21 protein-coding genes are annotated in these 23,911 nt (G+C 73.4%); 17 read left to right on the top strand and 4 right to left on the bottom strand.

Going from position 1 to position 23,911, the window contains the following annotated elements; translation table 11 throughout:
* Window positions 1-248 precede the first annotated feature (248 nt).
* The 9 genes from OHA86_RS29885 (at window position 249) to OHA86_RS29925 (ending at window position 11,191) form a co-directional block, all read left to right on the top strand.
* Window positions 249-1,901, top strand: coding sequence for a CTP synthase (locus OHA86_RS29885; RefSeq protein ID WP_329180212.1), 1,653 nt, complete (start codon window positions 249-251; stop codon window positions 1,899-1,901).
* 39 nt (window positions 1,902-1,940) lie between these two features.
* Entirely contained in the window at window positions 1,941-2,564 is a 624-nt protein-coding gene (locus OHA86_RS29890) for an NUDIX hydrolase (RefSeq protein WP_329180214.1), read from the top strand.
* A 111-nt stretch (window positions 2,565-2,675) separates the two neighbouring features.
* Complete coding sequence (locus OHA86_RS29895; RefSeq protein ID WP_443071915.1) at window positions 2,676-4,724, top strand: hypothetical protein; 2,049 nt, start codon at window positions 2,676-2,678, stop codon at window positions 4,722-4,724.
* 250 nt (window positions 4,725-4,974) lie between these two features.
* Window positions 4,975-6,090: an alanine dehydrogenase gene (ald, locus tag OHA86_RS29900; protein ID WP_329182610.1), complete on the top strand. Its 1,116-nt coding sequence runs from the start codon at window positions 4,975-4,977 to the stop codon at window positions 6,088-6,090.
* A gap of 287 nt (window positions 6,091-6,377) precedes the next feature.
* The gene (locus OHA86_RS29905) at window positions 6,378-7,427 is read left to right on the top strand and encodes a ParA family protein (protein WP_329180216.1); all 1,050 of its coding nucleotides are present in this window, start codon (window positions 6,378-6,380) and stop codon (window positions 7,425-7,427) included.
* Window positions 7,412-8,116 carry a hypothetical protein gene (locus tag OHA86_RS29910; protein ID WP_329180218.1) on the top strand — a complete coding sequence of 235 codons (705 nt, stop codon included), beginning with the start codon at window positions 7,412-7,414 and terminating at the stop codon, window positions 8,114-8,116. Before OHA86_RS29905 ends, OHA86_RS29910 begins: the two co-directional genes overlap by 16 nt.
* Before the next feature lie 65 nt (window positions 8,117-8,181).
* The gene (locus OHA86_RS29915; RefSeq protein WP_329180220.1) at window positions 8,182-9,348 is read left to right on the top strand and encodes a segregation and condensation protein A; all 1,167 of its coding nucleotides are present in this window, start codon (window positions 8,182-8,184) and stop codon (window positions 9,346-9,348) included.
* Entirely contained in the window at window positions 9,345-10,037 is a 693-nt protein-coding gene (gene scpB / locus OHA86_RS29920) for an SMC-Scp complex subunit ScpB (protein ID WP_329180222.1), read from the top strand. Before OHA86_RS29915 ends, scpB begins: the two co-directional genes overlap by 4 nt.
* On the top strand, window positions 10,037-11,191 hold the full coding sequence (locus tag OHA86_RS29925; RefSeq protein WP_329180224.1) for a pseudouridine synthase: 1,155 nt from the start codon (window positions 10,037-10,039) through the stop codon (window positions 11,189-11,191). Before scpB ends, OHA86_RS29925 begins: the two co-directional genes overlap by 1 nt.
* A 1-nt stretch (window position 11,192) precedes the next feature.
* On the opposite strand, the gene OHA86_RS29930 is transcribed toward OHA86_RS29925, so the two are convergent.
* A complete protein-coding gene (locus OHA86_RS29930) occupies window positions 11,193-11,969 on the bottom strand; it encodes a nucleotidyltransferase domain-containing protein (protein ID WP_329180226.1) in 777 nt (258 codons plus the stop codon).
* 231 nt (window positions 11,970-12,200) lie between these two features.
* Between OHA86_RS29930 and OHA86_RS29935 the strand changes: the two genes are divergently transcribed.
* The 4 genes from OHA86_RS29935 to der all read left to right on the top strand — a co-directional run bounded on the left by OHA86_RS29935 (window position 12,201) and on the right by der (window position 16,307).
* On the top strand, window positions 12,201-13,286 hold the full coding sequence (locus OHA86_RS29935) for a prephenate dehydrogenase (protein WP_329180228.1): 1,086 nt from the start codon (window positions 12,201-12,203) through the stop codon (window positions 13,284-13,286).
* Between the two features lie 143 nt (window positions 13,287-13,429).
* Window positions 13,430-14,110 carry a (d)CMP kinase gene (gene cmk, locus OHA86_RS29940; RefSeq protein WP_329180230.1) on the top strand — a complete coding sequence of 227 codons (681 nt, stop codon included), beginning with the start codon at window positions 13,430-13,432 and terminating at the stop codon, window positions 14,108-14,110.
* 80 nt (window positions 14,111-14,190) lie between these two features.
* A complete protein-coding gene (locus OHA86_RS29945; protein WP_329182611.1) occupies window positions 14,191-14,775 on the top strand; it encodes a lysophospholipid acyltransferase family protein in 585 nt (194 codons plus the stop codon).
* A 74-nt stretch (window positions 14,776-14,849) separates the two neighbouring features.
* Window positions 14,850-16,307: a ribosome biogenesis GTPase Der gene (der, locus tag OHA86_RS29950; RefSeq protein WP_329180231.1), complete on the top strand. Its 1,458-nt coding sequence runs from the start codon at window positions 14,850-14,852 to the stop codon at window positions 16,305-16,307.
* A 24-nt stretch (window positions 16,308-16,331) separates the two neighbouring features.
* On the opposite strand, the gene OHA86_RS29955 is transcribed toward der, so the two are convergent.
* Together OHA86_RS29955 and OHA86_RS29960 are read right to left on the bottom strand one after the other, a co-directional pair.
* Window positions 16,332-16,655 carry a hypothetical protein gene (locus tag OHA86_RS29955; protein ID WP_329180233.1) on the bottom strand — a complete coding sequence of 108 codons (324 nt, stop codon included), beginning with the start codon at window positions 16,653-16,655 and terminating at the stop codon, window positions 16,332-16,334.
* Window positions 16,656-17,201: 546 nt separating this feature from the next.
* Window positions 17,202-18,023, bottom strand: coding sequence for a hypothetical protein (locus tag OHA86_RS29960; protein WP_329180235.1), 822 nt, complete (start codon window positions 18,021-18,023; stop codon window positions 17,202-17,204).
* Window positions 18,024-18,225: 202 nt separating this feature from the next.
* On the opposite strand from OHA86_RS29960, the gene OHA86_RS29965 reads away from it, so the two are divergent.
* The gene (locus OHA86_RS29965) at window positions 18,226-18,846 is read left to right on the top strand and encodes a LysM peptidoglycan-binding domain-containing protein (protein ID WP_329180237.1); all 621 of its coding nucleotides are present in this window, start codon (window positions 18,226-18,228) and stop codon (window positions 18,844-18,846) included.
* A gap of 377 nt (window positions 18,847-19,223) precedes the next feature.
* Window positions 19,224-19,493: an I78 family peptidase inhibitor gene (locus OHA86_RS29970; RefSeq protein ID WP_329180239.1), complete on the top strand. Its 270-nt coding sequence runs from the start codon at window positions 19,224-19,226 to the stop codon at window positions 19,491-19,493.
* Between the two features lie 105 nt (window positions 19,494-19,598).
* Here OHA86_RS29970 and OHA86_RS29975 read toward each other — a convergent pair whose 3' ends face one another.
* Window positions 19,599-20,654 (bottom strand): phosphatase PAP2 family protein, encoded by a 1,056-nt coding sequence (locus tag OHA86_RS29975; protein ID WP_443071916.1) that lies wholly within the window; start codon window positions 20,652-20,654, stop codon window positions 19,599-19,601.
* Window positions 20,655-20,969: 315 nt separating this feature from the next.
* Between OHA86_RS29975 and OHA86_RS29980 the strand changes: the two genes are divergently transcribed.
* Window positions 20,970-22,553 carry an MFS transporter gene (locus OHA86_RS29980; RefSeq protein WP_329180243.1) on the top strand — a complete coding sequence of 528 codons (1,584 nt, stop codon included), beginning with the start codon at window positions 20,970-20,972 and terminating at the stop codon, window positions 22,551-22,553.
* A gap of 64 nt (window positions 22,554-22,617) precedes the next feature.
* The gene (locus tag OHA86_RS29985) at window positions 22,618-23,826 is read left to right on the top strand and encodes an acyl-CoA dehydrogenase family protein (protein ID WP_329180245.1); all 1,209 of its coding nucleotides are present in this window, start codon (window positions 22,618-22,620) and stop codon (window positions 23,824-23,826) included.
* Window positions 23,827-23,911 lie beyond the last annotated feature (85 nt).

Consider the following 23,911-nt stretch of genomic DNA (forward strand, 5'->3'; position numbering starts at 1 on the left):
TCCCGGCACACCGGACGTACCCGCCCGGGACGGCCGCCGCGGGCGCCGGCGACATCGGGACGTACCCGCCCGGGAGCGGCGCAGCGGGGCGAAAGCCGCCGGTCGCCCGTGCCGCCTGCGATGGCGGCCCGGCCGCGCTGATACCCTGGTAGCCCGTGGGCCGGTGGGCTGAACCACTGAACCGCCGCGACGGCGCTCCCCGTACGAGCACCGTCCCGACCCTCACTCGCGACCACGGGAGCCCCCTCTTGGCAATTGCGCCGAAATCCACGACGACCAAGCACATCTTCGTCACCGGTGGTGTGGCCTCCTCGCTCGGCAAGGGACTGACCGCCTCCAGTCTCGGCGCGCTGCTCAAGGCACGCGGCCTGCGGGTCACCATGCAGAAGCTCGACCCGTATCTGAACGTGGACCCGGGCACCATGAACCCGTTCCAGCACGGTGAGGTCTTCGTCACCGAGGACGGCGCCGAGACCGACCTCGACATCGGCCACTACGAGCGCTTCCTCGACGTCAACCTGGCCGGCTCGGCGAACGTCACCACCGGCCAGGTGTACTCGACCGTCATCGCCAAGGAGCGGCGCGGCGAGTACCTGGGCGACACCGTGCAGGTCATTCCGCACATCACCAACGAGATCAAGTCCCGTATCCGGCGGATGGCCGCCGATGACGTGGACGTCGTGATCACCGAGGTCGGCGGCACCGTCGGCGACATCGAGTCGCTGCCGTTCCTGGAGTCGGTCCGCCAGGTCCGCCACGAGGTCGGCCGGGACAACGTCTTCGTGGTGCACATCTCGCTGCTGCCGTACATCGGCCCGTCCGGCGAGCTGAAGACCAAGCCCACCCAGCACTCGGTGGCCGCGCTGCGCAACATCGGCATCCAGCCGGACGCGATCGTGCTGCGCGCCGACCGCGAGGTGCCGACCGCCATCAAGCGGAAGATCTCGCTGATGTGCGACGTGGACGAGGATGCGGTCGTGGCCGCGATCGACGCGTCGTCCATCTACGACATCCCCAAGGTGCTGCACACCGAGGGCCTGGACGCCTACGTCGTCCGCCGGCTGGACCTGCCCTTCCGCGATGTGGACTGGGCGCAGTGGGACGACCTGCTCCGGCGGGTGCACGAACCCGCCCACGAGGTGAAGGTCGCGCTGGTCGGCAAGTACATCGACCTGCCCGACGCCTATCTGTCGGTCATCGAGGCGCTGCGCGCCGGCGGCTTCGCCAACAACGCCAAGGTCACCATCAAGTGGGTCACCTCCGACGACTGCAAGACCCCGGCGGGCGCCGCGGAACAGCTCGCCGACGTGGACGCGGTCTGCGTGCCCGGCGGCTTCGGCGACCGCGGTGTCGAGGGCAAGGTCGCGGCGATCACCTACGCCCGCGAGCAGCGCGTCCCGCTGCTCGGGCTGTGTCTCGGCCTGCAGTGCATCGTCATCGAGGCGGCCCGCAACCTGGCCGGCATCGCCGACGCCAATTCCACCGAGTTCGACCCGGCGACCGCCCACCCGGTGATCTCCACCATGGCGGAGCAGCTCGACATCGTCGGCGGCAAGGGCGACCTGGGCGGCACGATGCGGCTCGGCACCTACCCGGCCAAGCTCGCCGAGGGCTCCATCGTCCGCGAGGTCTACGGCGACCAGCCCTACGTCGAGGAGCGGCACCGGCACCGCTACGAGGTCAACAACGCCTACCGCGCCGACCTGGAGAAGTCCGCGGGCCTGGTCTTCTCGGGCACGTCCCCCGACAACAAACTGGTCGAATACGTGGAATACCCGCGCGATGTGCACCCCTACCTGGTGGCGACCCAGGCGCACCCCGAGCTGAAGTCCCGCCCGACCCGGCCGCACCCGCTGTTCGCCGGGCTGGTCAAGGCGGCGGTCGAGCGCCGCACCGCCTGACCCCGTATCCCCACGCCCACTGCTCCCGGAAGGCGCAGCATGCTCAAGGACACCCCGGAGGAGTGGCGGGTCACGGCCACCGCCACGCCCTTCACCGGCAAGAAGACCAGCGTCCGCACGGACGAGGTCGTCATGCCCGACGGGACCACCTCGACCCGCGACTACCAGGTCCACCCCGGCTCGGTCGCCGTCCTCGCCCTCGACGACGAGGACCGGGTGCTGGTCCTGCGGCAGTACCGGCACCCGGTGCGGCACAAGCTCTGGGAGATCCCGGCCGGCCTGCTCGACATCCCCGGCGAGAACCCGCTGCACGCCGCCCAGCGCGAGCTGTACGAGGAGGCGCACGTCAAGGCCGACGACTGGCGGGTGCTCACCGACGTGTACACCACGCCGGGCGGCTGCGACGAGGCCGTACGCATCTTCCTGGCCCGCGGGGTCGCCGAGGCCGAGGGCGAGCGCTTCGAGGTCGCGGAGGAGGAGGCCGACATGGAGCTGGCCCGGGTCCCGCTCGCCGACCTGGTCCGCGGCGCCCTGGTCGGCGACCTGCACAACAACTGCCTGGTCGTCGGCGTGCTCGCGCTGCATGCCGCGCTCACCGGGGAGGGCCTGGACGCGCTGCGCCCGGCCGAGTCGCCCTGGCCGGCCCGGCCGTTCACCGCCTGAGGGGGCCATCCGCCACGTGACGCCGAAGTCCCCGGCGCGGGACTCCTCGCGTCAACTACGCTCATCGCCGTAGCCGCAACGGCAGCACCGACCCGGCCGGGAGCGTGGCCCGTGACAGACCAGTCCCTCCACTCGGACCCCGCTGCCCCGCGCCCCGACCGGCCCCCCGCCGCACCGGCGGGGGAGAGCGGGGCCCGGCCGGGCGACGGCGGGGTGACGGTCCTGCCGCCGCCGCCCGCGGACTTCGTCGGGCGGGGGCGGGAGCTGGCCGAACTGCTGGCCGACATCGACAGGGCCGGGCTCGGCGGCGCCGGGCGGACCGCCGCCCGGGTGCTGCTGGTGGCCGGGCGGCCGGGCACCGGGCGGACCGCGCTGGCGCTGCGGCTCGCCGCCGACGTGGTGGCGCGCTACCCCGACGGCCGGTACTTCGTCCGGCTGACCAGCGCGGAGGGCACGCCGGTACCGGTCGAGCAGGTCGCCCGCGGGCTGCTGCGGGCGCTGGGCGGCGGCGCCGCGGACCTGCGCGAGGCGATGGCCGGGCGGCGGCTGCTGCTGGTCCTGGACGACGTGGTGCAGGCCGCGCAACTGGCCGCGCTGCTGCCCGAGGCCGCGGACAGCCTGGTCGTGGCCACCTCGGGCGGTCCGCTGTCCGGCGTCCCCGACGTGCGTCCCTGCACGCTCGGCGGGCTCGACACCCCGTCCGCCGTACGGCTGCTGGCCGCGACGATCGGCGACACCCGGGTCGGCTGCGACCCGCGCGGCGCCGAGACCCTGGTCCAGGAACTCGCCGGCCACCCCACCGCGCTGCGGCTGACCGCCGCCTGGCTCGCCGGCCGCCCCGGCGCCTCTTTCGCCGACGCCTTCACGCGCCTGCGCGAGATCCCCGCGGCGCCTTTCACGCCCCCCGCCGGGGCCTCGGAGCCGCGCCCCGCGCCCCCGGCGGGCGAGCTGGTGCGGGCCTTCCGGCTCGCCTACGACTCGCTGCCCGCCGCCGCTGCCCGGCTGCTCCGGCTGCTCGTGCTGGCGCCCGCGGGGGCGGTGGACGCGCAGGGGGCCTCCGCGCTGGCCGGCTGCGCGGTGGACGCGGCGCGCGGGACGCTGGACGACTTCGTACGCGGCGGGCTGCTCGCGGGCGCGGCGCCGCAGTACCGGGTGCCGGGGTGCCTGGAGCCGATGCTGGCCGCGCTGCTCGCCGGGGCCGAGCGCCCGGAGGAGGTGCGGCTGGCCCGGGCGAGGATGCTGGAGCGGACCGTACGGCTGCTGCTGTCCTGCCGGGCGGCGCTGGCCGGCGAGCCGGTCGAGGAGGGCATGCCGGCCCTGCTGCGGTTCGACACCGCCGCCGCGGCGGCCGGCTGGCTGGAGACCCGGCTGCCCGCGCTGCTGGCCGCGGTGCGCTCCGCGGTGGCCGACGGCGAGCTGGACACCCTCGCCCGCCGCCTGGTGGCCGCCCTGGTCCGGGCGCTGGCGGCCTTCCCCGGCGGCGACGCGATGGCCGCCGAGCGCTACGAGCTGCACTCCCTGGTGCTCGACGTCGCCGAGCGCCGCGGGCTGCTGCGCGAACAGGCCGCCGCCCTGATCAACCTCGGCGACCTCGACGCGGGCGCGGGCCGCACCGACCGCGCGCTGGACCGCTACCGGCTGGCCCTGGGCGCGGCCCGCGCCTGCGACGACCGGCAGGCCGAGGGCCGGGTCCTGGAGGCGCTGGGCGGCACGTACATGGAGCGGCACGACCCCGGGCGGGCCTTCGACTGGTACGGCCGCGCCCTCTCCCTGCGCCAGGCCGGCGGCGAACTCGCCGACCAGGCCAGGCTGCACGGCAGGATCGGCGCCCTGCTGACGTACACCGGCCAGTACGGGCCCGCGCTGCGCGAGTGGCGGACGGCGGCCGGCTTGAGCAAACGGCTCGGCGACCTGCCCTCCCAGGCCCGCGCGCTGGCCGAGGCGGCCCGGGTCCAGGAGTTCGCCGGCCGCCCCGAGGACGCCGTACGCAGCTGCCGCGACGCGCTGTACTGGGCACGGCAGGCGGCGGACCGCAGGCTGGAGGCGGCGCTGCTGCTGCGGTTCGCCGACCTGCTCGACCGGCTGGGCGATCCGGAGGGCGCGCGATTGCAGCGGGAGAGCGCGAAAAGCCTGGGCAGCCGGGGTGCGCAGACCGGTTGAATTCCCCTGGCCGTGACGTCACGGCAATGCGCCGGTGACCGTTCCATGCTGGGTGGAATCCGTCGTCAGCCTACGAAACTGTCAATGCTCCGGTGAGAACCAGCCACTTTGTAAGGCTGGACAGCGGCTCTTCCTTCACTAGACTGGGCATCGCCGCGCACAACGCGGTCAGGTCCGATGTGTCATGCCAATCCGCAGCATGTCAGGACATTCCTGCCGGTTATCCCTCAGTGCAAGGACCGTGATCGACGTGAAGGTGGGCATCCCCCGCGAGGTCAAGAACAACGAGTTCCGCGTGGCCATCACCCCGGCCGGCGTGCACGAACTCGTACGAGGCGGACACCAGGTCGTCGTCGAGGAGGGCGCGGGCCACGGCTCGTCCATCCCCGACGCGGAGTACGTGGCGGCCGGTGCGGCCATCCTCGGCACCGCCGACGCGGTGTGGGCCGCCGCCGACCTGCTGCTCAAGGTCAAGGAGCCGGTCGCCGAGGAATACCACCGGCTGCGCAAGGGCCAGACCCTCTTCACCTATCTGCACCTCGCGGCCTCCCGCGCGTGCACCGACGCGCTGCTGGAGTCCGGCACCACCGCCATCGCGTACGAGACGGTCGAGACCGCCGACCGCCGGCTGCCGCTGCTCGCCCCCATGTCCGAGGTGGCCGGCCGGCTCGCCCCGCAGGTCGGCGCCTACCACCTGATGCGCTCGGCCGGCGGTCGCGGCGTCCTGCCCGGCGGGGTGCCCGGCGTGCAGTCCGGGCGGGCCGTGGTCATCGGCGCCGGCGTCTCCGGCTGGCACGCCACCACCATCGCGCTCGGCCTCGGCTTCCACGTCACGCTGCTCGACAAGGACGTCAACAAGCTCCGTGAGGCCGACAAGGTGTTCGGCAACCGGGTGCAGACCATCGCGTCCAACGCCCTCGCGCTCGAACAGGCCGTGCTGGACGCCGACCTGGTCGTCGGCGCGGTGCTCATCCCGGGCGCCAAGGCGCCCAAGCTGGTCACCAACGAGCTGGTGTCGCGCATGAAGCCCGGCTCTGTGCTGGTCGACATCGCCATCGACCAGGGCGGCTGCTTCGAGGACTCCCGGCCCACCACGCACGCGGAACCGACCTTCACCGTCCACGAGTCGGTCTTCTACTGCGTCGCCAACATGCCGGGCGCGGTGCCCAACACCTCGACGTACGCGCTGACCAACGCCACCCTGCCCTACGTCGTCGAACTCGCCGGCCGCGGCTGGCGCGAGGCGCTGCACCGCGACCCGGCGCTCGCCCTCGGCCTCAACACCCACGAGGGACAGGTCGTTTACGGTCCGGTCGCGGACGCGCACGGACTCGCTGCGGTCGAACTGCGCTCACTGCTGGGCTGATAGCGACACGCCGTGTCACGGCCGTGTCAACACTGCATCTCCGGCCGGGTCTTGTGACGACAGGACCCGGCCGTTCATCTGCTTACGCCCTTGACAGCCGGGTGTTCGGTTGCCGACACATCGTGCCGTGTCCGGCGGATTGTGTTGCTGTGAACCACCGACACGCCATAGAGTCGCGAATCGTCGGCTGTAGTCACGCCGACCTGTCTAGAAGTTTCCTGGTCACCAAGGAGGTAAGACGACTTGTGAATGAGTCGACATTTGCTCCCGGGGGTGGTCAACCAGGAATGACCGTCGGTTCCGTCGCGGTCCGCACCTTCGAGTCCCGCCGGGCCGAGACGACGACCGCGGAGATGCAAGCCGCTCACGCCATGGCGCCATACAACGACGACCACGATCTGCAGGACGGTCAGTTCTACGACCCCGACGCGGAGTACGAGCCGGATCCGGAGTACGCCGCGACCCTCGCCCCTGACGCCGCCCGCCAGCGCCGCGAACGCGTCGGCCCCACCGGCCGGCCGCTGCCCTACTTCCCGATCCCCAACCCGCTCACCGACCACGGCCCGGCGAAGATCGTCGCGATGTGCAACCAGAAGGGCGGGGTCGGCAAGACCACCTCGACCATCAATCTGGGCGCCGCGCTGGCCGAATACGGCCGCCGGGTGCTGCTGGTCGACTTCGATCCGCAGGGCGCGCTGTCCGTCGGACTCGGCGTCAACCCGATGGAACTCGACATCACCGTCTACAACCTGCTGATGGAACGCGGGCTCGCGGCGGACGAGGTCCTGCTCAAGACCGCGGTGCCGGGGATGGACCTGCTGCCGAGCAACATCGACCTGTCGGCCGCGGAAGTGCAGTTGGTCAGCGAGGTGGCAAGGGAATCGACTCTGCAGCGCGCCCTCAAGCCGCTGATGGCCGACTACGACTACATCGTGATCGACTGCCAGCCGTCGCTGGGCCTGCTCACCGTCAACGCGCTCACCGCGGCGCACTCGGTGATCGTGCCGCTGGAATGCGAGTTCTTCGCGCTGCGCGGGGTCGCGCTGCTCACCGAGACCATCGAGAAGGTCCGCGAGCGGCTCAACCCCGAACTCGAACTCGACGGCATCCTCGCCACCATGTACGACTCGCGGACCGTGCACAGCCGCGAGGTGCTGGCCCGGGTGGTCGAGGCCTTCGACGAGCACGTCTTCCACACCGTGATCGGCCGGACCGTGCGCTTCCCGGAGACCACCGTGGCCGGCGAGCCGATCACCACCTACGCCTCCAACTCCGTCGGCGCCGCCGCCTATCGCCAACTCGCCAGGGAGGTGCTCGCCCGGTGCCACGCCGAGTGACCCTGCCGGGCGCCGACGAGCTGTTCCGGACCACCGGAGGTGCGGCGCTCCAGGCCCCGCAGCCCCGGCAGCAGCCGCAGCAGCACGCCAACGGCGCCGAGCCGCGCGAGCCGCAGGGCGACACGCGGCTGCGGCCCGGCCAGGAAACCGGCCAGGACGGCGAGGCGGCGGAGGGCGGGCGGGACATGGCCGAGGACGACCAGAACCGCGGCGGCAAGGACCAGGGCACCACCGCGGAGCACAGCGGCCGGGACATCGCACCGGGCCGCCGGCCGATGGGCGCGGCCGCCGCCAACGGCACCGGCACGGTCAACGGCGCCGCCTCCGGGCCGCCGCACGTACCGGTCCAGCAGCCGTACGCCCCGGCCGCCGCGGCGCACCACCCGGTGCCGCCGCCGGTCACCGCGCAGCCGCCGCAGGCCGCGCAGCCCCAGCAGGGGGCCCGCCGCAAGGCGCCCCGGCAGAACCGCCGCCCCAGCGGGCGCGAGCGGCACGACGAGAAGATCACCGTCTATGTGTCCGCCGAGGAGCTGATGGACCTGGAGCACGCCCGGCTGGTGCTGCGCGGCGAACACGGCCTGGCCATCGACCGCGGCCGGATCGTCCGCGAGGCGGTGGCCGTGGTGCTCGCCGACCTGGAGTCGCGCGGCGACGCCAGCATTCTCGTCCGCAGACTGCGCGGACGCTGAGCCGCCGCGGAAGCAGTCCCGGGGGGAGATAGCCTGCGATTCCCGCCCCCGCACCCTGGACCGCGATGCCGACCACCACGACCGACGACTCCGACCGCCCGCGCCGCCGCCTCGGCCGCGGCGCCTCGGCCTGGTCGGACCCGCCGGACGCGGCGGCGGCGGAGCCGGCCGGGCCCGCGGTCGAGGCGCCCCCTCCCGAGGCCGCTCCCGTATCCCCGGTCGAGGCGCCCGCCCCCGAGCCCCCGGGCGAGGCAGCGCCCGAACCGCAGGCCGCGCCGGAGCCCGTGGCGGACGTGGCCCCCGCGGACGTACCGTCCGACGACGCGGCGCGGGCGGCACCGGCGGACGTGCCGCGGGACGCACCGGCCGGCGCGGCGCCCGGCGTGCCCGCCGGGGAGGAAGCCGCCGATGAGCGGTTCACCGTGCGGCTGGCCAACTTCGAGGGGCCGTTCGACCTGCTGCTCCAGCTGATCTCCAAGCACAAGATGGACGTCACCGAGGTCGCGCTGTCCAAGGTCACCCATGAGTTCATGGCCCACCTGCAAGCCATGGGGCCCGACTGGGACCTCGACCAGACCACCGAATTCCTGGTGGTCGCCGCCACCCTGCTCGACCTCAAGGCGGCCCGGCTGCTGCCCGCCGCCGAGGTCGAGGACGAGGCGGACCTCGCGCTGCTGGAGGCCCGCGACCTGCTCTTCGCCCGGCTGCTGCAGTACCGGGCCTACAAGCGGATCGCGGCGATCTTCGCCGACCGCCTGGAGCGGGAGGCGCTGCGCCACCCGCGTACGGTGGGCCTGGAACCGCAGCACGCGGAACTGCTGCCCGAGGTCGTGCTGAGCATCGGCCCCGAGCGGTTCGCGCGGCTCGCGGTGAAGGCGATGCAGCCCAGGCCGCGGCCCCAGGTGTACGTGGACCACATCCACGCCCCCCTGGTCAGCGTGCGCGAACAGGCCGAGCGGGTCATCGCGCTGCTGAGGGAGCGGGGCACGGCCAGCTTCGGCGACCTCACCGCGGACGCGCCCGACACGCTCACCGTGGTGGCGCGCTTCCTGGCGCTGCTGGAGCTGTACCGGGAGAAGGCGGTCGCACTGGACCAGGAGGAGGCGCTCGGCCCCCTCCAGGTCCGCTGGACCGGCGGCGAGCAGCCGCCGGACGCCCCGCTGGTGACCGACGAATTCGACCAGGAGGCCGCGGCCGAGCCCGCCCGGGGCCCGAACGGAGAGCAACGATGACCGACGTGGCGGATCTCACCGCGGGACTCGAACTGCCCGAGCAGAAGGCCCCGCCGACCGGACTGCTCAGCGCGGCTGTCGCGGGACTGGCGCTGAAGCCGGCGCTCGAAGCGGTACTGATGGTGGTCGACGAACCGGCCACCGAGGAACAGCTCGCGAAAGTGCTGGAGCGCCCGCGCAGGACCGTCCGCAAGGCGCTGCGCGAGTTGTCCGACGACTACACCCGCGAGGGCAGGGGCTTCGACCTGCGGCTTGTCGCCGGCGGCTGGCGCTTCTACACCCGGCCCGAGTTCGCGCCCGCCGTGGAGAAATTCGTCCTCGACGGCCAGCACGCCCGCCTCACCCAGGCCGCGCTGGAGACGCTCGCGGTCGTCGCCTACCGCCAGCCGGTCAGCCGGTCGCGGGTCTCCGCGGTGCGCGGCGTCAACTGCGACGGCGTCATGCGGACGCTGCTGCAGCGAGGTCTGGTGGTCGAAGGTGGGACGGAAGCCGAGACAGGTGCGATCCTGTACAGGACGACGAACTACTTCCTGGAACGCATGGGCCTGCGCAGCCTTGACGAGCTGCCCGAGCTCGCCCCGTTCCTGCCGGAGGCGGACGCGGTCGAGGCGGAGTCCCAGGAGGGGCTGCCGTCGTTCGATCCGGATGCGCCGGACGAGACATCGACCATTGCGAATACGGAAACTTGATGCGAAGCAGCGACAGGAACAGCGGCGGCGACCGTAACCCGAGGGGCGGCTCCGACCGGCGCGGGAGCGGCGGCGCGGACCGCAGAGGCGGCGGCTCCGACCGCGGCGCGGGGTCCGGCAGGCGCGGCGGCGACGCGCCCAGGCGCGGGGACGCGCCGGGGCGGGCCGACGGCCCCCCGCAGCGCCCCAGCAAGCCGCGCCCCGAGGAGCGCCGCTACGACGTCGGCAGCACCGGCCAGTCCGGTGCGAACAAGCCCGGCGGCATGCCGCGCACCAAGCCCGGCAGCAACAAGCCGACCGGCAACCGCGGCCGCGGCCCGGCGCCCTCCCCGGCCAGGCCGCGCGAGCTGGAAGCGCAGATCGAGGAGCGCAACCGGGCGCGGCACAGCAAGCCCAAGCTGAACCTCCCCAAGACCTTCCCCGGCGCCGAGCAGGAGGGCGAGCGGCTGCAGAAGGTGCTGGCGCGGGCGGGCATGGGCTCCCGGCGGGCCTGCGAGGAGCTGATCGAGCAGCACCGCGTCGAGGTCAACGGGCGGATCGTCACCGAGCAGGGCCTGCGGGTCGACACCGACCACGACGAGGTCAAGGTCGACGGGCTGACCGTGGCCACCCAGTCGTATCTGTTCTTCGCGCTGAACAAACCCGCCGGGGTCGTCTCCACCATGGAGGACCCCGACGGGCGGCAGTGCCTCGGCGACTACGTGACCAACCGGGAGACCCGGCTCTTCCACGTCGGCCGACTCGACACCGAGACCGAGGGCCTGATCCTGCTCACCAACCACGGCGAGCTGGCCCACCGGCTGACCCACCCCCGCTACGGCGTGCAGAAGACCTACCTCGCCGCGATCCAGGGCCCGCTGCCCCGCGACCTGGGCAAGCAGCTCAAGAACGGCATCGAGCTGGAGGACGGCTGGGCCAGGGCCGACCACTTCCGGATCGTGCAGAACACCGGGAAGAACTACCTGGTCGAGGTCACCCTGCACGAGGGCCGCAAGCACATCGTGCGGCGGATGCTCGCCGAGGCGGGCTTCCCTGTCGACAAGCTGGTCCGCACCAGCTTCGGCCCGATCCCGCTGGGCGACCAGAAGTCCGGATGGCTGCGCCGGCTGACCAACACCGAGGTCGGCATGCTGATGCACGAGGTCGATCTGTAGGTCAGCCGGGTAAGCGGTCGGCGGTCCCGGCCCCCGCGGCACCGCCGGCGGGGGCCGCCGCATCCGTCCCCGCCGCCGCCGCCTCCGCCGTCTGAGCCGACGCCCGGCGGACGCGTATCAGGAAGTCCTCCACCCGGGCCCGGTCCGGCTCCTCGGGCAGCGGGGTACGGGCCAGGGCCGCGTCCGTCTCGTCGTGCAGGGTCCGCATCCAGCCGCGCACCCGCTCCCAGCCGACCTCGCCCCTGCGCACCTCCAGCAGGGCGTCCCGCTGGTCGCCGACGTCGATGCTGAGGGTGCCGGTACGCAGCAGGTCGCGGCAGCTGGTCAGCAGCCGCAGCAGGTGCATGGCGTGCTTCCAGCGCGGCTCGCCGTGGTTGCGGATGTCCGCCTCAAGCCGGCCGAGCTGCTGGGCGGCGTAACCGCGGAAGCTCGCGTCGGCCCTGCGGGACAGGAACGCGCCCCTGAGGTCCAGCAACTCCCGCCCGGTGGCGTCGAGATGCTCGACCAGCGGCGAGTGCAGGCACTCCAGCAGACTGGGGTTGGCGCGCAGCGCGAGCGAGCAGAAGCGCTCGATCTCCCAGGAGAATTCCTCGTCGCGCGGCCCGCTGACATGCGTCGGCGGTTTGTCGAACCGCCAGAAGAGCGGCGCCGGGGCCACGTAGACCCCGCGCAGGTCGGTGTCGCTGCTCTCGGTGGCGAGACCGAACGCCCGCGAGCCCATGACACACGCGTAGACCGTGTGCTTGCGGACGAGATCGTGCCCCAGAGATTCGTGCATGGCGGCGATTATCGCCACCTCGTCCGCCCGCCCGCCGGGGATTTGCTGCTTCGGACGGTGACCAGGGGGTTTACGGTGAGTACGGGACGCCTGGGGCCGCCACCCGGCGGCGGTGTCTCGCCCTGCGGTCCCGGATCCCGCCGTATGCCCGCCCTGGCTACGCTGGTCGGCGAGGCCGAGTCCGTACGCAGCCGCTCGGCGCCCCGCCGCCCCCCGCAAGGACACCGCCACGTGAGAACCGCACTCGTCATCGGCGCAGGACTCGTCGGTACGTCGGCCGCGCTCGCGCTGACCGCCCGCGGTGTCGACGTCCGGCTCAGCGACCACGACGACTCCGCCGCCAGGACCGCGGCGGCCCTCGGCGCGGGCAGCGCCGCACCGTCCGACGACACCGTCGACCTGGTGATCGTCGCCGTACCGCCGGCGCATGTCGCGGCCACGCTCGCCGACGCGATGACCCGCGGCCTGGGCCGCGGCTACCTCGACGTGGCCAGCGTCAAGGGCGGCCCGTACCGGGACCTCGAAGCGCTCGGCTGCGACCTGTCCGGCTACATCGGCACCCACCCGATGGCGGGCCGCGAGCGCTCGGGGCCGCTGGCCGCCAGCGCCGACCTCTTCGAGGGCCGGCCCTGGGTCCTCACCCCGACCCCGGCCACCGACACCGATGTGCTCAACCTCGCGCTGGAACTCGTCGCGCTGTGCGGGGCCGTCCCCGTGGTCATGGACGCCGGCGCCCACGACCGGGCCGTCGCGCTGGTCTCGCACACCCCGCAGCTGATCTCCAGCATGGTCGCCGCCCGGCTCGAACACGCCGAGGACAGCACGGTACGGCTGTGCGGGCAGGGCATCCTCGACGTGACCCGGATCGCCGGGTCGGAGCCGGCGATGTGGATGGACATCCTCGCCGCGAACCCCGGCCCGGTCGCCGACGTCCTCGCCGACCTCGCCGCCGACCTCGACCGCACGGTCGAGGCGCTGCGGGCGCTGCAGAGCGCCGACGACGACAAGCGCGGCGGGGGCGCCGCCGGCATCGAGGACATACTGCGCCGCGGCAAGGCCGGCCGCGCCAAGGTCCCCGGCAAGCACGGGGCCGCACCGAAGGCGTACGAGGTCGTCGCCGTCCTCATCGGCGACCAGCCGGGCGAGCTGGCCAGGCTCTTCGCCGACGCAGGCGCCGCCGGGGTGAACATCGAGGACGTCCGCATCGAGCACAGCACCGCCCAGCAGGCGGGCCTCGTCCACCTCTTCGTCGAGCCGCGCTCGGTCCCCGTGCTCACCGCCGCCCTGCGCGAGCGCGCCTGGTCGCTGCGGCCGTGACCGGTGTCACCGGCCCGACCGCCGTGTCCGCGCCGGGACGGACGGGCGCGGGCGGACCGGCGGACCGGGGGCACCCGATTGGCCGGTAATCTAGGTGGGATGGCCCGGCGCCCAGCCGGGCGGCACGAGGAAGGCCTTCCGCTGTGGACAACCCGGTGATCGTCGCCATCGACGGCCCCTCCGGCACAGGCAAGTCCAGCACCTCCAAGGCGGTCGCCGTCACGCTCGGACTCAGCTACCTGGACACCGGCGCGCAGTACCGGGCCATCACCTGGTGGATGCTGGCCAACGGCGTCGACATCAACGACCCGGCGGCCGTCGCGGACACCGCGGGCAAGCCGGCCATCGTGTCCGGGACCGACCCCCGCAACCCGCAGATCAGCGTCGACGGTGTGGACGTGACCGTGCCGATCCGCTCCCAGGAGGTCACCGCGGCGGTCAGCGCGGTCAGCGCCGTCCCCGAGGTCCGCACCCGCATGGTGGAATTCCAGCGTGCCGCTGCCGCCGCCGCGGCCGTCGGCATAGTGGTCGAGGGCCGGGACATCGGCACCACCGTCCTGCCCGACGCGACAGCCAAGATCTTCCTCACCGCCTCCGCCGAGGTCCGCGCCGCCCGCCGCAGCACCGAGCTGAAGGGCGCGGTGAGCGTCGCCGCCACCCAGGAGGCGCTGACCAGGCGGGACGCCGCCGACTCCGGCCGCAAGACCTCGCCGCTCGCCAAGGCCGCCGACGCGATCGAGGTCGACACCTCGGAGCTGACCCTCGACCAGGTCGTGGACCGTGTCGTGGCCCTGGTCGAGGAGAAGCGGGCGACCGTCAGGTGACCACCGAGCACCACCAGGAGACCGCAGCGCTGCCCAGCCCGCGCGGCGCGTCCGTCGCCCGCGGCATCGGCATCGGCCTGATGAACGGCCTGTGGCGCCCCCGCGTGCTCGGCGCCTGGCGCATCCCCGCGCACGGCCCGCTGATCCTGGCCGGCAACCACGCGCACAACATCGACGGACCGATGCTGATCGGCACCTCGCCGCGCCCGGTGCACTTCCTGGTGAAGAAGGAGGCCTTCGTCGGGCCGCTCGACCCGTTCCTGCGGGCGATCGGCCAGATCGAGGTCGACCGGGCGAGCGCCGACCGCACCGCGATCGCCCACGCGCTCGGCGTGCTGGCGCACGGGGGTGTGCTCGGCATATTCCCCGAGGGCACCCGTGGCGGCGCCGAGTTCGCCCAGCTGCGCGCCGGGCTCGCGTACTTCGCGCTGCGCTCGGGCGCGCCCATCGTGCCGGTCGCGGTGCTGGGCAGCGCCCGCCAGGGCCGGCTGGTGTCCGCGCTGCCGCCGCTGCGCAGCCGGATCGACATCGTCTACGGCGAGCCCTTCGCGGCCGGCGACGGCAGCGGGCGGCGCACCCGCGGCGCACTGGACGCCGCCACCTCGCGCATCCAGGACCGGCTGACCGCACACATGGCCGAGGCCCGGCGAGCCACCGGCCGCTGAACCACCGCCGCTGCACCACACTGGCTGATGCCACATGGTGCCGCGCGCACCACTGTTGACCGACGGAGAGACCAATGGACCAGCACGACCAGCACGGCGAGACCGGCGCGCTCGGCGACGCCGAATACGCCGAGTTCATGGAGCTCGCCGCCGAGGAGGGCTTCGACCTCGAAGAGGTCGCCGGCGACCTCGCGGAGGCGGGCCACGGCCCGCTGCCGGTGCTCGCCGTCGTCGGCCGCCCGAATGTCGGCAAGTCGACCCTGGTCAACCGGATCATCGGCCGCCGCGAGGCGGTCGTCGAGGACAAGCCGGGCGTCACCCGCGACCGCGTCACGTACGAGGCGAACTGGAACGGCCGCCGCTTCAAGATCGTCGACACCGGCGGCTGGGAGCAGGACGTCCTGGGCATCGACGCCTCGGTCGCGGCGCAGGCCGAGTTCGCCATCGAGGCCTCGGACGCGGTGGTCTTCGTGGTCGACGCCACGGTCGGCGCCACGGACACCGACGAAGCCGTCGTCAAGCTGCTGCGCCGGGCCGGCAAGCCGGTCGTCCTGGCGGCCAACAAGGTCGACGGCCCCTCGGCCGAGGCGGACGCCGCCGCGCTGTGGAATCTGGGCCTCGGCGAACCCTTCCCGGTCTCCTCGCTGCACGGCCGCGGCACCGGCGACCTGCTGGACGCCATCCTCGACGTGCTGCCCGAGGCGCCCGCGATGACGTACGGCGATGTGATCGGCGGCCCCCGCAGGATCGCGCTGATCGGCCGGCCCAATGTCGGCAAGTCGTCCATGCTGAACAAGATCGCCGGCGAGGACCGGGTGGTCGTCAACGAGATCGCCGGCACCACCCGCGACCCGGTGGACGAGCTGATCCAGCTCGGCGGCATCACCTGGAAGTTCATCGACACCGCGGGCATCCGCCGCCGGGTCCACCTGACCGAGGGCGCCGACTACTACGCCTCGCTGCGTACCGCCGCCGCCCTGGAGAAGGCCGAGGTCGCGGTGATCCTGGTCGACGTCGCCGAGACGCTGGCCGAGCAGGACACCCGGATCATCTCGATGGCCGTCGAGGCGGGCCGGGCGGTCGTCATCGCCTACAACAAGTGGGACCTGCTGGACGAGGAGCGCCGCTACTACCTGGAGCGGGAGATCGAGCGGGACCTCGTCCAGGTGCAGTGGGCGCCGCGGGTCAACGTCTCGGCCCGCACCGGGCGGCACATGGAGAAGCTGGTCCCCGCGATCGAGACCGCGCTCGCGGGCTGGGAGACCCGGGTGCCGACCGGCCGGCTCAACGCCTTCCTCGGCGAGATCGTCGCCTCCCACCCGCACCCGGTACGCGGCGGCAAGCAGCCGCGCATCCTGTTCGGGACCCAGGCGGGCACCAAGCCGCCGCGCTTCGTGCTCTTCGCCTCGGGCTTCCTGGAGGCCGGCTACCGGCGCTTCATCGAGCGCCGGCTGCGCGAGGAGTTCGGCTTCGCCGGGACCCCGATCCAGGTGTCGGTCCGGGTCCGCGAGAAGCGCGGCCGCAAGAAGTAGTCCCGCGGGCCGCCCGGGCGCCGCTCAGCGCTCGTGCATCCGGTTGTCAGGGCGGCCCGGCGGCAGCGCCGCCGGGCCGTTCCCCCGGTGCCGCCCGGCCGAGGTGGGCGGGAAGTCCGGCTGCCACGACGAGAAGCTGTTGAACTGCAGCGACTCCTCGCCGGTGCGGTCGCCCGGCAGCGTACGGAAGAGCCGGCGGTATTCGCTGTAGAGGGCGTCGTAGATCGGCGTGGCCGAGCCACCGCTCCCGGACGCGTCCTGCGCGCTGCGCATCGGCGGGATGTACCGCTGGAAGGGGGACCGGGAGGAGGCGTCAAAGGTCTGCACGTATTTGCCAACGACCCGCATTCCCGCAGGTTGCGGGCCGCCCGGCTGAACTTCTCTCCCCGACCTCTCCCCGTGCCCGCCAACCCGGCCCCGCACGCCGGGCCCCCTCCGGCAGGGGGTGCCCCTCCGCCGGCGCGGGCTTGGGGTGCCGCTCCGGTAAGGGGGCGCCCTACAGGGGCGCGGGGAACGGCGCGAGCAACCACCCGCGACCGTCGTGTGGCGACGACCGCCACCACCCCGGGGGCGCGGGGAACTGCGCGCTCAGCCCCCACCGGCGCGCGGGTCGTCACCGACCCGGAAGGTCTCCCCGGTCCGCTCCGGACCACCGGCCGGTGGCGGGTCGCGCGCGCCGTTCCCCGCGCCCCTGGGTGGCCACCCCCTGCCGTAGGGGAACCGCTAGGACCCCCGCACCCGGGGAAAGGGCACCCCCTTACGCGGAGGCACCGCAGAAGCCCCGCATCCGGGGACGGCGCGCACGCCGACGCATCGGCACCCTCAGGTCCGCGCCAGCGGATGGGCACCCTCTTGCCGAAGAGGTACCGCACAACCCCCGCGCCCGGGAGGGCTTTACGTGCCGGCCAGGGGCATGGTCGCCCCGACCAACTGCCCCCTCGCACAGGCCTTGGCGAGAGCATCCCGCATGAGGTCCTCCCGAGGCTGGCGCCCGATCGCGCCGGCCGGCCCCGCGTAGACGTACACCGAATTCGTGCGGCTCACAGCCGCCCGCCACCCGTCGCTGACCTGGAGCGGCTGATGTGCCTGCCACCACGCGGCGGCGGGCGCGCCGCCGGACGCCGGCTGGAGCACCGCGTGCAGCTTGCCCATCGCGAGCAGCACCGACCAGCCCGCCAGCGCCGACGGCGGCACCTCCAGGTCGAGCTGCGGCATGAAGCCCTGCTCGATGAGCAGCGGCAGGAAGTCGTCGCCGCCACCGGCCGCGCCGACCCGGGCGACCGGCCCGGTCGGCTCGATCACCAGCGCGGGGCGCAGCGCCTCCTCGACGATGATCAGCCCGCAGGTGATGCCGAGCACCGCCTGCCGCGGGGCGGCCCCGGCGGGAGCCGAGGGGGCCGACGCCTGGGTGGGGAACGGCGCCGCCACCAGCTCGTCGTCGTCACCCGAGATGCTCCGCACCGCGCCCTGCAACTGCTCCTCCGAGACCGGCACGACCTGCGAGGGGATGCAGGCGGCGTGCGCGAACGCCAGCACCGCGGTCTCGTCGCCGACGAAGAGCACGGTGCTCGTCCGCTCCTGACCGGTGTCCCCGGGGGTGCGGCAGGACGTGCAGTCGTACGTGCCCGGGGCGTTGTCGCCGGCGAGGAGCCGCTGGGTCTCCTCCTCGCCGATCTCGGCTCGTACCTCGTCGCTCACGTCGAGCAGGGGCGCCACGGGAGTCTCCTTGGTCCGTTTGGCCGGGCCTGTCCCGGCGCACTGTGACAACGGCCGGTCTGCGCCGGGAGTAACGGTTTGCCGCATCGCGGGTTCGCCGCCCCCGGGGCGGGGGAGAGGGGTCGGCCGAACGGGTGCGGTGCGGCGCAGGCACGGGCGTGCCGTCCCCGAACGCGGCCGAGTCTGTGCTTAGCGTGTGCCGATGAGCGAGAAATCGTTTTATCGTCATAGTCCGCGACGGCATCGCACCGCCGTCCTCACCGGTCTCGGTACCGCGGCCCTGCTGCCGCTGCTGACCCAGACCGCCGAGGCAGCACAGACGCCACCCGCGAGCCCGGCGCCCGCCCACGCGGCGCCCGCCGTTCCCGCGGAGCAGCCCGCAGGGGCGACGGCAGGGACGGTGGAGCGGCTCCGCTCCGTCTGGGACGACATCGCGATGTGCGAGAGCAGCGGCGACTGGCACATCAACACCGGCAACACCTTCTACGGCGGGCTGCAGTTCTGGCAGCCGACCTGGGTGCTCTTCGGCGGCCTGGAGTACGCCGGACGCGCCGACCTCGCCACCCCCGCGCAGCAGATCGCCGTCGCCGAGGCCGTACTGCGGGTGCAGGGCTGGAGCGCCTGGCCGGTGTGCGCCAAGCGGCTCGGGCTGAGCGGCCGCACGCACATCGTGCACACCGTGCAGCCCGGCGAGACCCTGTCCGCCATCGCCGACGACTACGGCGTGCCGGGCGGCTGGCCGCAGCTGTACGAGCTGAACAGGGCGGCGGTCGGCGCCGACCCCGACGAGCTGGCCGCCGGCCTGGTCCTCACCGTCAACTGACCCTTCCGGCGCTCTTCAAAGGGCCGCGCGGGGCGTACGTCCCCCCGTCAGGGCCGCGGCGCGGACCCGTACGAGCCGCGCCGCAGGCCCGGTGCCGGCCGGGTGCGCCGCTCCGCGGGCGGCCCGCGGGGCGGCGGCCGGAAAGGTCCGCGCCGGGGCGGGCGGCAGCTGACGGTCCGGCGGATTCGCAATGCACGGGGTATACCGGCCACCGGTGGCGGCGGGCATTACCGGGGAGTTGTGTGCAAGTTGTGCGCACAGGAAATTCATTGGCCCGAGGGTATTCACCTGTGACGTGGTGCGGAGAAAAGCACGATCCGTGACACGCCCCCGCAGACCATGGGCGTACGCCCTCCCGGCGGCCTACGGTGGCAGGTATGGCGCCTTCACAGCACCCCGACCAGCAGGGCCCGGACGACCCGCGGCCCGGCGACCCGCAGTTGCCCTTCCCCGCCCCCAACCCGCAGGACGACCTCGACGCGTACACCGGTCTCCCGCAGCAGGAGGCCGAGCGCCGGGCCTGCGACCACGGCTGGCAGACCGTGCGCAGCCTGCCGCCGGACGCGGTGGTGACGATGGAGTACATGGCGGGTCGGCTGAATTTCACCATCGCCGACGGCCGGGTGGGCCGCTGCTGGCTGGGCTGATCCCGACCCCGGGCCCGAGCCCGGCCCGCGTACGCACAAGGGCCGGGTGTCGTCCCGTGAGCCGTGGCCCGTGGGACGACACCCGGCCCTGAGGCCGGTCGTGGATCAGCCGACGCCGCGCCCGCGGGCCGGCTGGTGAACCAGCGGCGGGGCCGGGCGGGGGCGCTCCACCGGTGGACGGCGGCTGCCCGCCGGGGTGGTCGGGGTGCGCTCGTGGCGCCCGGTCGGCGGCCGGCTCGGCGCGTGCGGGCTGTTGGTGCCCGGCACGGTCACCGCGGTGGCGGGACCCGCGGCCCCGGCCGTACTGCTCGCGGCGACGGGATGAGCCGGGTGCGGCGGGACCGGCCGGCGGTCGGCCGGCGCACTGTCCGCGGCGTCACCGTCCTGCCGGGCGAGCGCGCCGGCCGGCAGTGTCTGCCGCGCCAGGCTGCGCGCGTGGCCGCGGCGCCGCGACCACGCGGAGGTCAGGGAGTCCTCGGCCCACGCCATCGCCGGTTCGAACCACGGCAGCGCCAGCAGGATCAGCAGCCCGGCGGCCCAGCCGAGCAGGACGTCGCTCACCCAGTGCGTGCCGAGGTAGACCGTCGTCGCGCCGACGCCGAGCGCCAGCAGCGCGCTGCCCACAGAACCCCAGCGCCTGGCCCGCGGGGTGGTGGCCAGATAGGCCAGAACACCCCAGGTCACGACCGCGTTGGCGGTGTGACCCGACGGAAATATGTCGCCGCCGGCGAACATCTCGGCCGATCCGACGCTCGTCGCGTAGTGCGGCCCGAGCCGTCCGAGGCCGTATTTCACGGCCCCCACGGTGATGTTCAGAAGGAGAAGGGAGGTGCCCAGCACCAGCAGCGGATGCAGGGTGCGATGGCGCCACGCCCGCCAGCCGAGCCAGGCGAGCACCATCACGGCGGTGGGGCCGCGCTGACCGAGAACCACGAAATAGTCCAGGAACGCGTGGATTTGCGGCCATTGCTTGTAGGGACGCCAGAGCATGACCTGCCAGTCGAGCGTCACCAGTTTGGAGGTGGTGAGGACGCCCACGACGATGGCCACGTAGACCGCCAGCGTCGCACCGAACAGCCATACGCGTGTTCGACTCATCCGCGGCAGGGCACGGTTCGCCGGCCGCTCCGCAGCGCGGTGGAGCCTGTCATCGGTACGCACTCAATCGACGTTACAGCGTGTGACGGCATAGGTCGGCCGTACGGCCTGCTTTGTAATGACGATGTGATGTGGAGCGGGCCTCACCACCCCATTGGCTGACGGGGTTTCGGTAGAATGCGGGAAGGTCTGGAGTTTATGTTCGGGTGTTGATACTCACACGGCCGTCTTCTTATTTATCGCTTATTTCCCCACCCTTTCTCCGGAGTTTCCTGTCCGCTGGCCGGGACACGGCGTCCGGACGGGCGGCTCGGCCGCCCTGAGCAGCGCCGGGTCTCGCGTACGCTGGCCGCTCACTCGTACCCGGAGGTGGATCCCATGGCACGGCAGGCCGGCCGTTGGACCATCCTGGTGGTGCTCTGCGTCAGCCTGCTGATCGTCGCGCTGGACGCGACCGTGCTGCATGTCGCGGTGCCCGCGCTCACCGAGGACCTGCACCCCGGCGCGCAGGACCTGCTGTGGATCGTCGACGCGTATCCGCTGACGGCCGCCGCGCTGCTGATCCTGTTCGGGACGCTCGGGGACCGGATCGGCCGCCGCAAGGTGCTGCTGACCGGCTACGCCCTCTTCGGGGTCGCCTCCGCGCTCGCCGCCTTCGCGCCCAGCCCGCACGTACTGATCGCCGCCCGCGCGCTGCTCGGCGCCGGCGGCGCCATGATCATGCCCGCCACGCTGTCGATACTGCGCCAGGTCTTCCCCGACCGGCGCGAACGCGCGCTGGCGATCGGGATGTGGAGCGCGGTCGCCGCGGTGGGCGCGGCGGTCGGCCCCGTGCTCGGCGGGTTCCTGGTCGAGCACTTGTGGTGGGGCTCGGTCTTCCTGGTCAACATCCCCCTGATGGCGGTGATGCTGCCGGTGGGCCGGCTGCTGCTGCCCGAGTCGCGCGGCAGCTGCGACGGGCCGTGGGACGTACTCGGCGCGGTCACCGCCGCGCTCGGCGTGCTGGGCGCCGTCTTCGGCGTCAAACGGCTCGGCGGCGGGGCCGCGCCGCTGGACACCTCGGTCTGGCTGCCGCTGCTCGGCGGCGCCGCCCTGCTGGTGCTGTTCGTACGCCGCCAGCGCCGCCGCAAGCACCCGCTGATCGATGTGCGGATGTTCACCCAGCCGGCCTTCACCACCTCGGTCGGCTGCATCGTGCTGGCGATGCTCGCGCTGGTGGGCCTGGAACTGATCGCCGTGCAGTATCTGCAACTGGTTCTCGGCCTGAGCCCCTTCGACACCGGCCTGCGGCTGCTGCCGCTGACCTTCGCCGCGATGGCCGCCGGGCTGGCCGGCTCCCGGCTGCTCCAGCGCTTCGGGCCGCGGCTGATGGTGGCGGGCGGCTTCCTGCTCACCGCGCTCGCCGTGCTGTCGCTGACCTTGATGGGCCAGCACGACCGGCCGCTGCTGCTGACCGCCGCCTTCGTGATGCTCGGCGCGGGCCTGGAGACCACGCTCTTCGGCGCCTACGAGTCGATGCTCAGCGAGGCCCCCGCTCACCAGGCCGGCGGCGCGGCGGCGATCGGCGAGACGGCGTACCAGCTCGGCGCCGGGATGGGCATCGCGCTTCTCGGCAGTGTGATGAACGCCGCCTACGCCCCGCACGCCCCGGGTGTCGGCGCCGCCGACAGCGCCGCGGCCGGGCAGTCGCTGGGCGAGGCCTACGATGTCGCCGACCGGATCGGCGGCGGCAGCGGGGCCGCGCTGCGACACGCCGCTCGGCACTCCTTCGTCTTCGGCCTGCATCTGACGCTGCTGGTCAGCGCGGTGCTGCTGGTCGCCGGCGCCTGCGCGGCGCTGCGGCTGCCGCGCACGATGGAGTGCGTCCCCTGCGACACCCGCCCCGCAACCGCCCGGGACGCACAGCTCCCGGCACGCGAGGCGGCGCCGACGGCCTCACGCTCTGGACGCGCGCCGGACTGAACCGTAACGTCGGCCCGGAATCCGTCGTTACCACTGCTAGTTTTCCCGGCCGGAGGTCCCTGCCATGCCGCCCGCAGCGAAATCGTCCCGATCCGGCCTGCCGCCGTTCGACCCGTACGACCCGCTGGGCCTCGACGACCTGCTGAGCGACGAGGACCGCGCGGTCCGCGACACCGTACGCGCGTGGGCCGCCGACCGGGTGCTGCCGCACGTGGCCGGCTGGTACGAGCGCGGCGAGCTGCCCGTCATCCGCGAACTCGCCCGTGAGCTGGGCGCGATCGGGGCGCTCGGCATGCCGCTGACCGGCTACGGCTGCGCGGGCGCCAGCGCCGTGCAGTACGGCCTGGCCTGCCTCGAACTGGAGGCCGCCGACTCCGGCATCCGCTCGCTGGTGTCGGTGCAGGGCTCGCTCGCGATGTACGCCATCCACCGCTTCGGCTCCGAGGAGCACAAGCAGCGGTGGCTGCCGCAGATGGCCGCGGGCGAGGTCATCGGCTGCTTCGGGCTCACCGAACCCGACCACGGCTCCGACCCCGCCGGGATGCGCACCCGCGCCCGCACGGACGGCTCCGACTGGGTGCTCGACGGCCGCAAGATGTGGATCACCAACGGGTCGGTGGCCGGCGTCGCCGTGGTGTGGGCGCAGACCGACGACGGCATCCGCGGCTTCGCCGTCCCCACCGACACCCCCGGCTTCAGCGCCCCCGAGATCCACCACAAGTGGAGCCTGCGCGCCTCGGTGACCAGCGAACTGGTCCTCGACGGCGTACGCCTGCCCGCCGACGCGGTGCTGCCGGGCGTGACCGGGCTGCGCGGCCCGCTGAGCTGTCTGAGCCACGCCCGCTACGGCATCGTGTGGGGTGCGATGGGCGCGGCCCGCGCCAGCTTCGAGGCGGCGCTCGACTACGCCCGCAGCCGCGAGCAGTTCGGCCGGGCGATCGGCGGCTTCCAGCTCACCCAGGCCAAGCTGGCCGACATGGCCGTCGAGCTGCACAAGGGCATCCTGCTGGCCCACCACCTCGGCCGCCGGATGGACGCCGGGCGGCTGCGCCCCGAGCAGATCAGCTTCGGCAAGCTCAACAACGTCCGCGAGGCCATCGAGATCTGCCGCACCGCCCGCACCGTGCTGGGCGCCAACGGCATCTCGCTCGAATACCCCGTCATGCGGCACGCCACCAACCTCGAATCGGTGCTCACCTACGAGGGCACCGTCGAGATGCACCAGCTCGTGCTGGGCAAGGCCCTCACCGGACTCGACGCCTTCCGCGGCTGAGGGCGGGCAGGCGGACATGGTCTACGGGGGCGGGCGGGGCGAAGGTCCGTGCGCCCGGGCGCGGACGCACGGCAGGACTCCCACC

Origin of the sequence: Streptomyces sp. NBC_01477 (genome assembly GCF_036227245.1) — a bacterium.
Classification (GTDB): domain Bacteria; phylum Actinomycetota; class Actinomycetes; order Streptomycetales; family Streptomycetaceae; genus Actinacidiphila.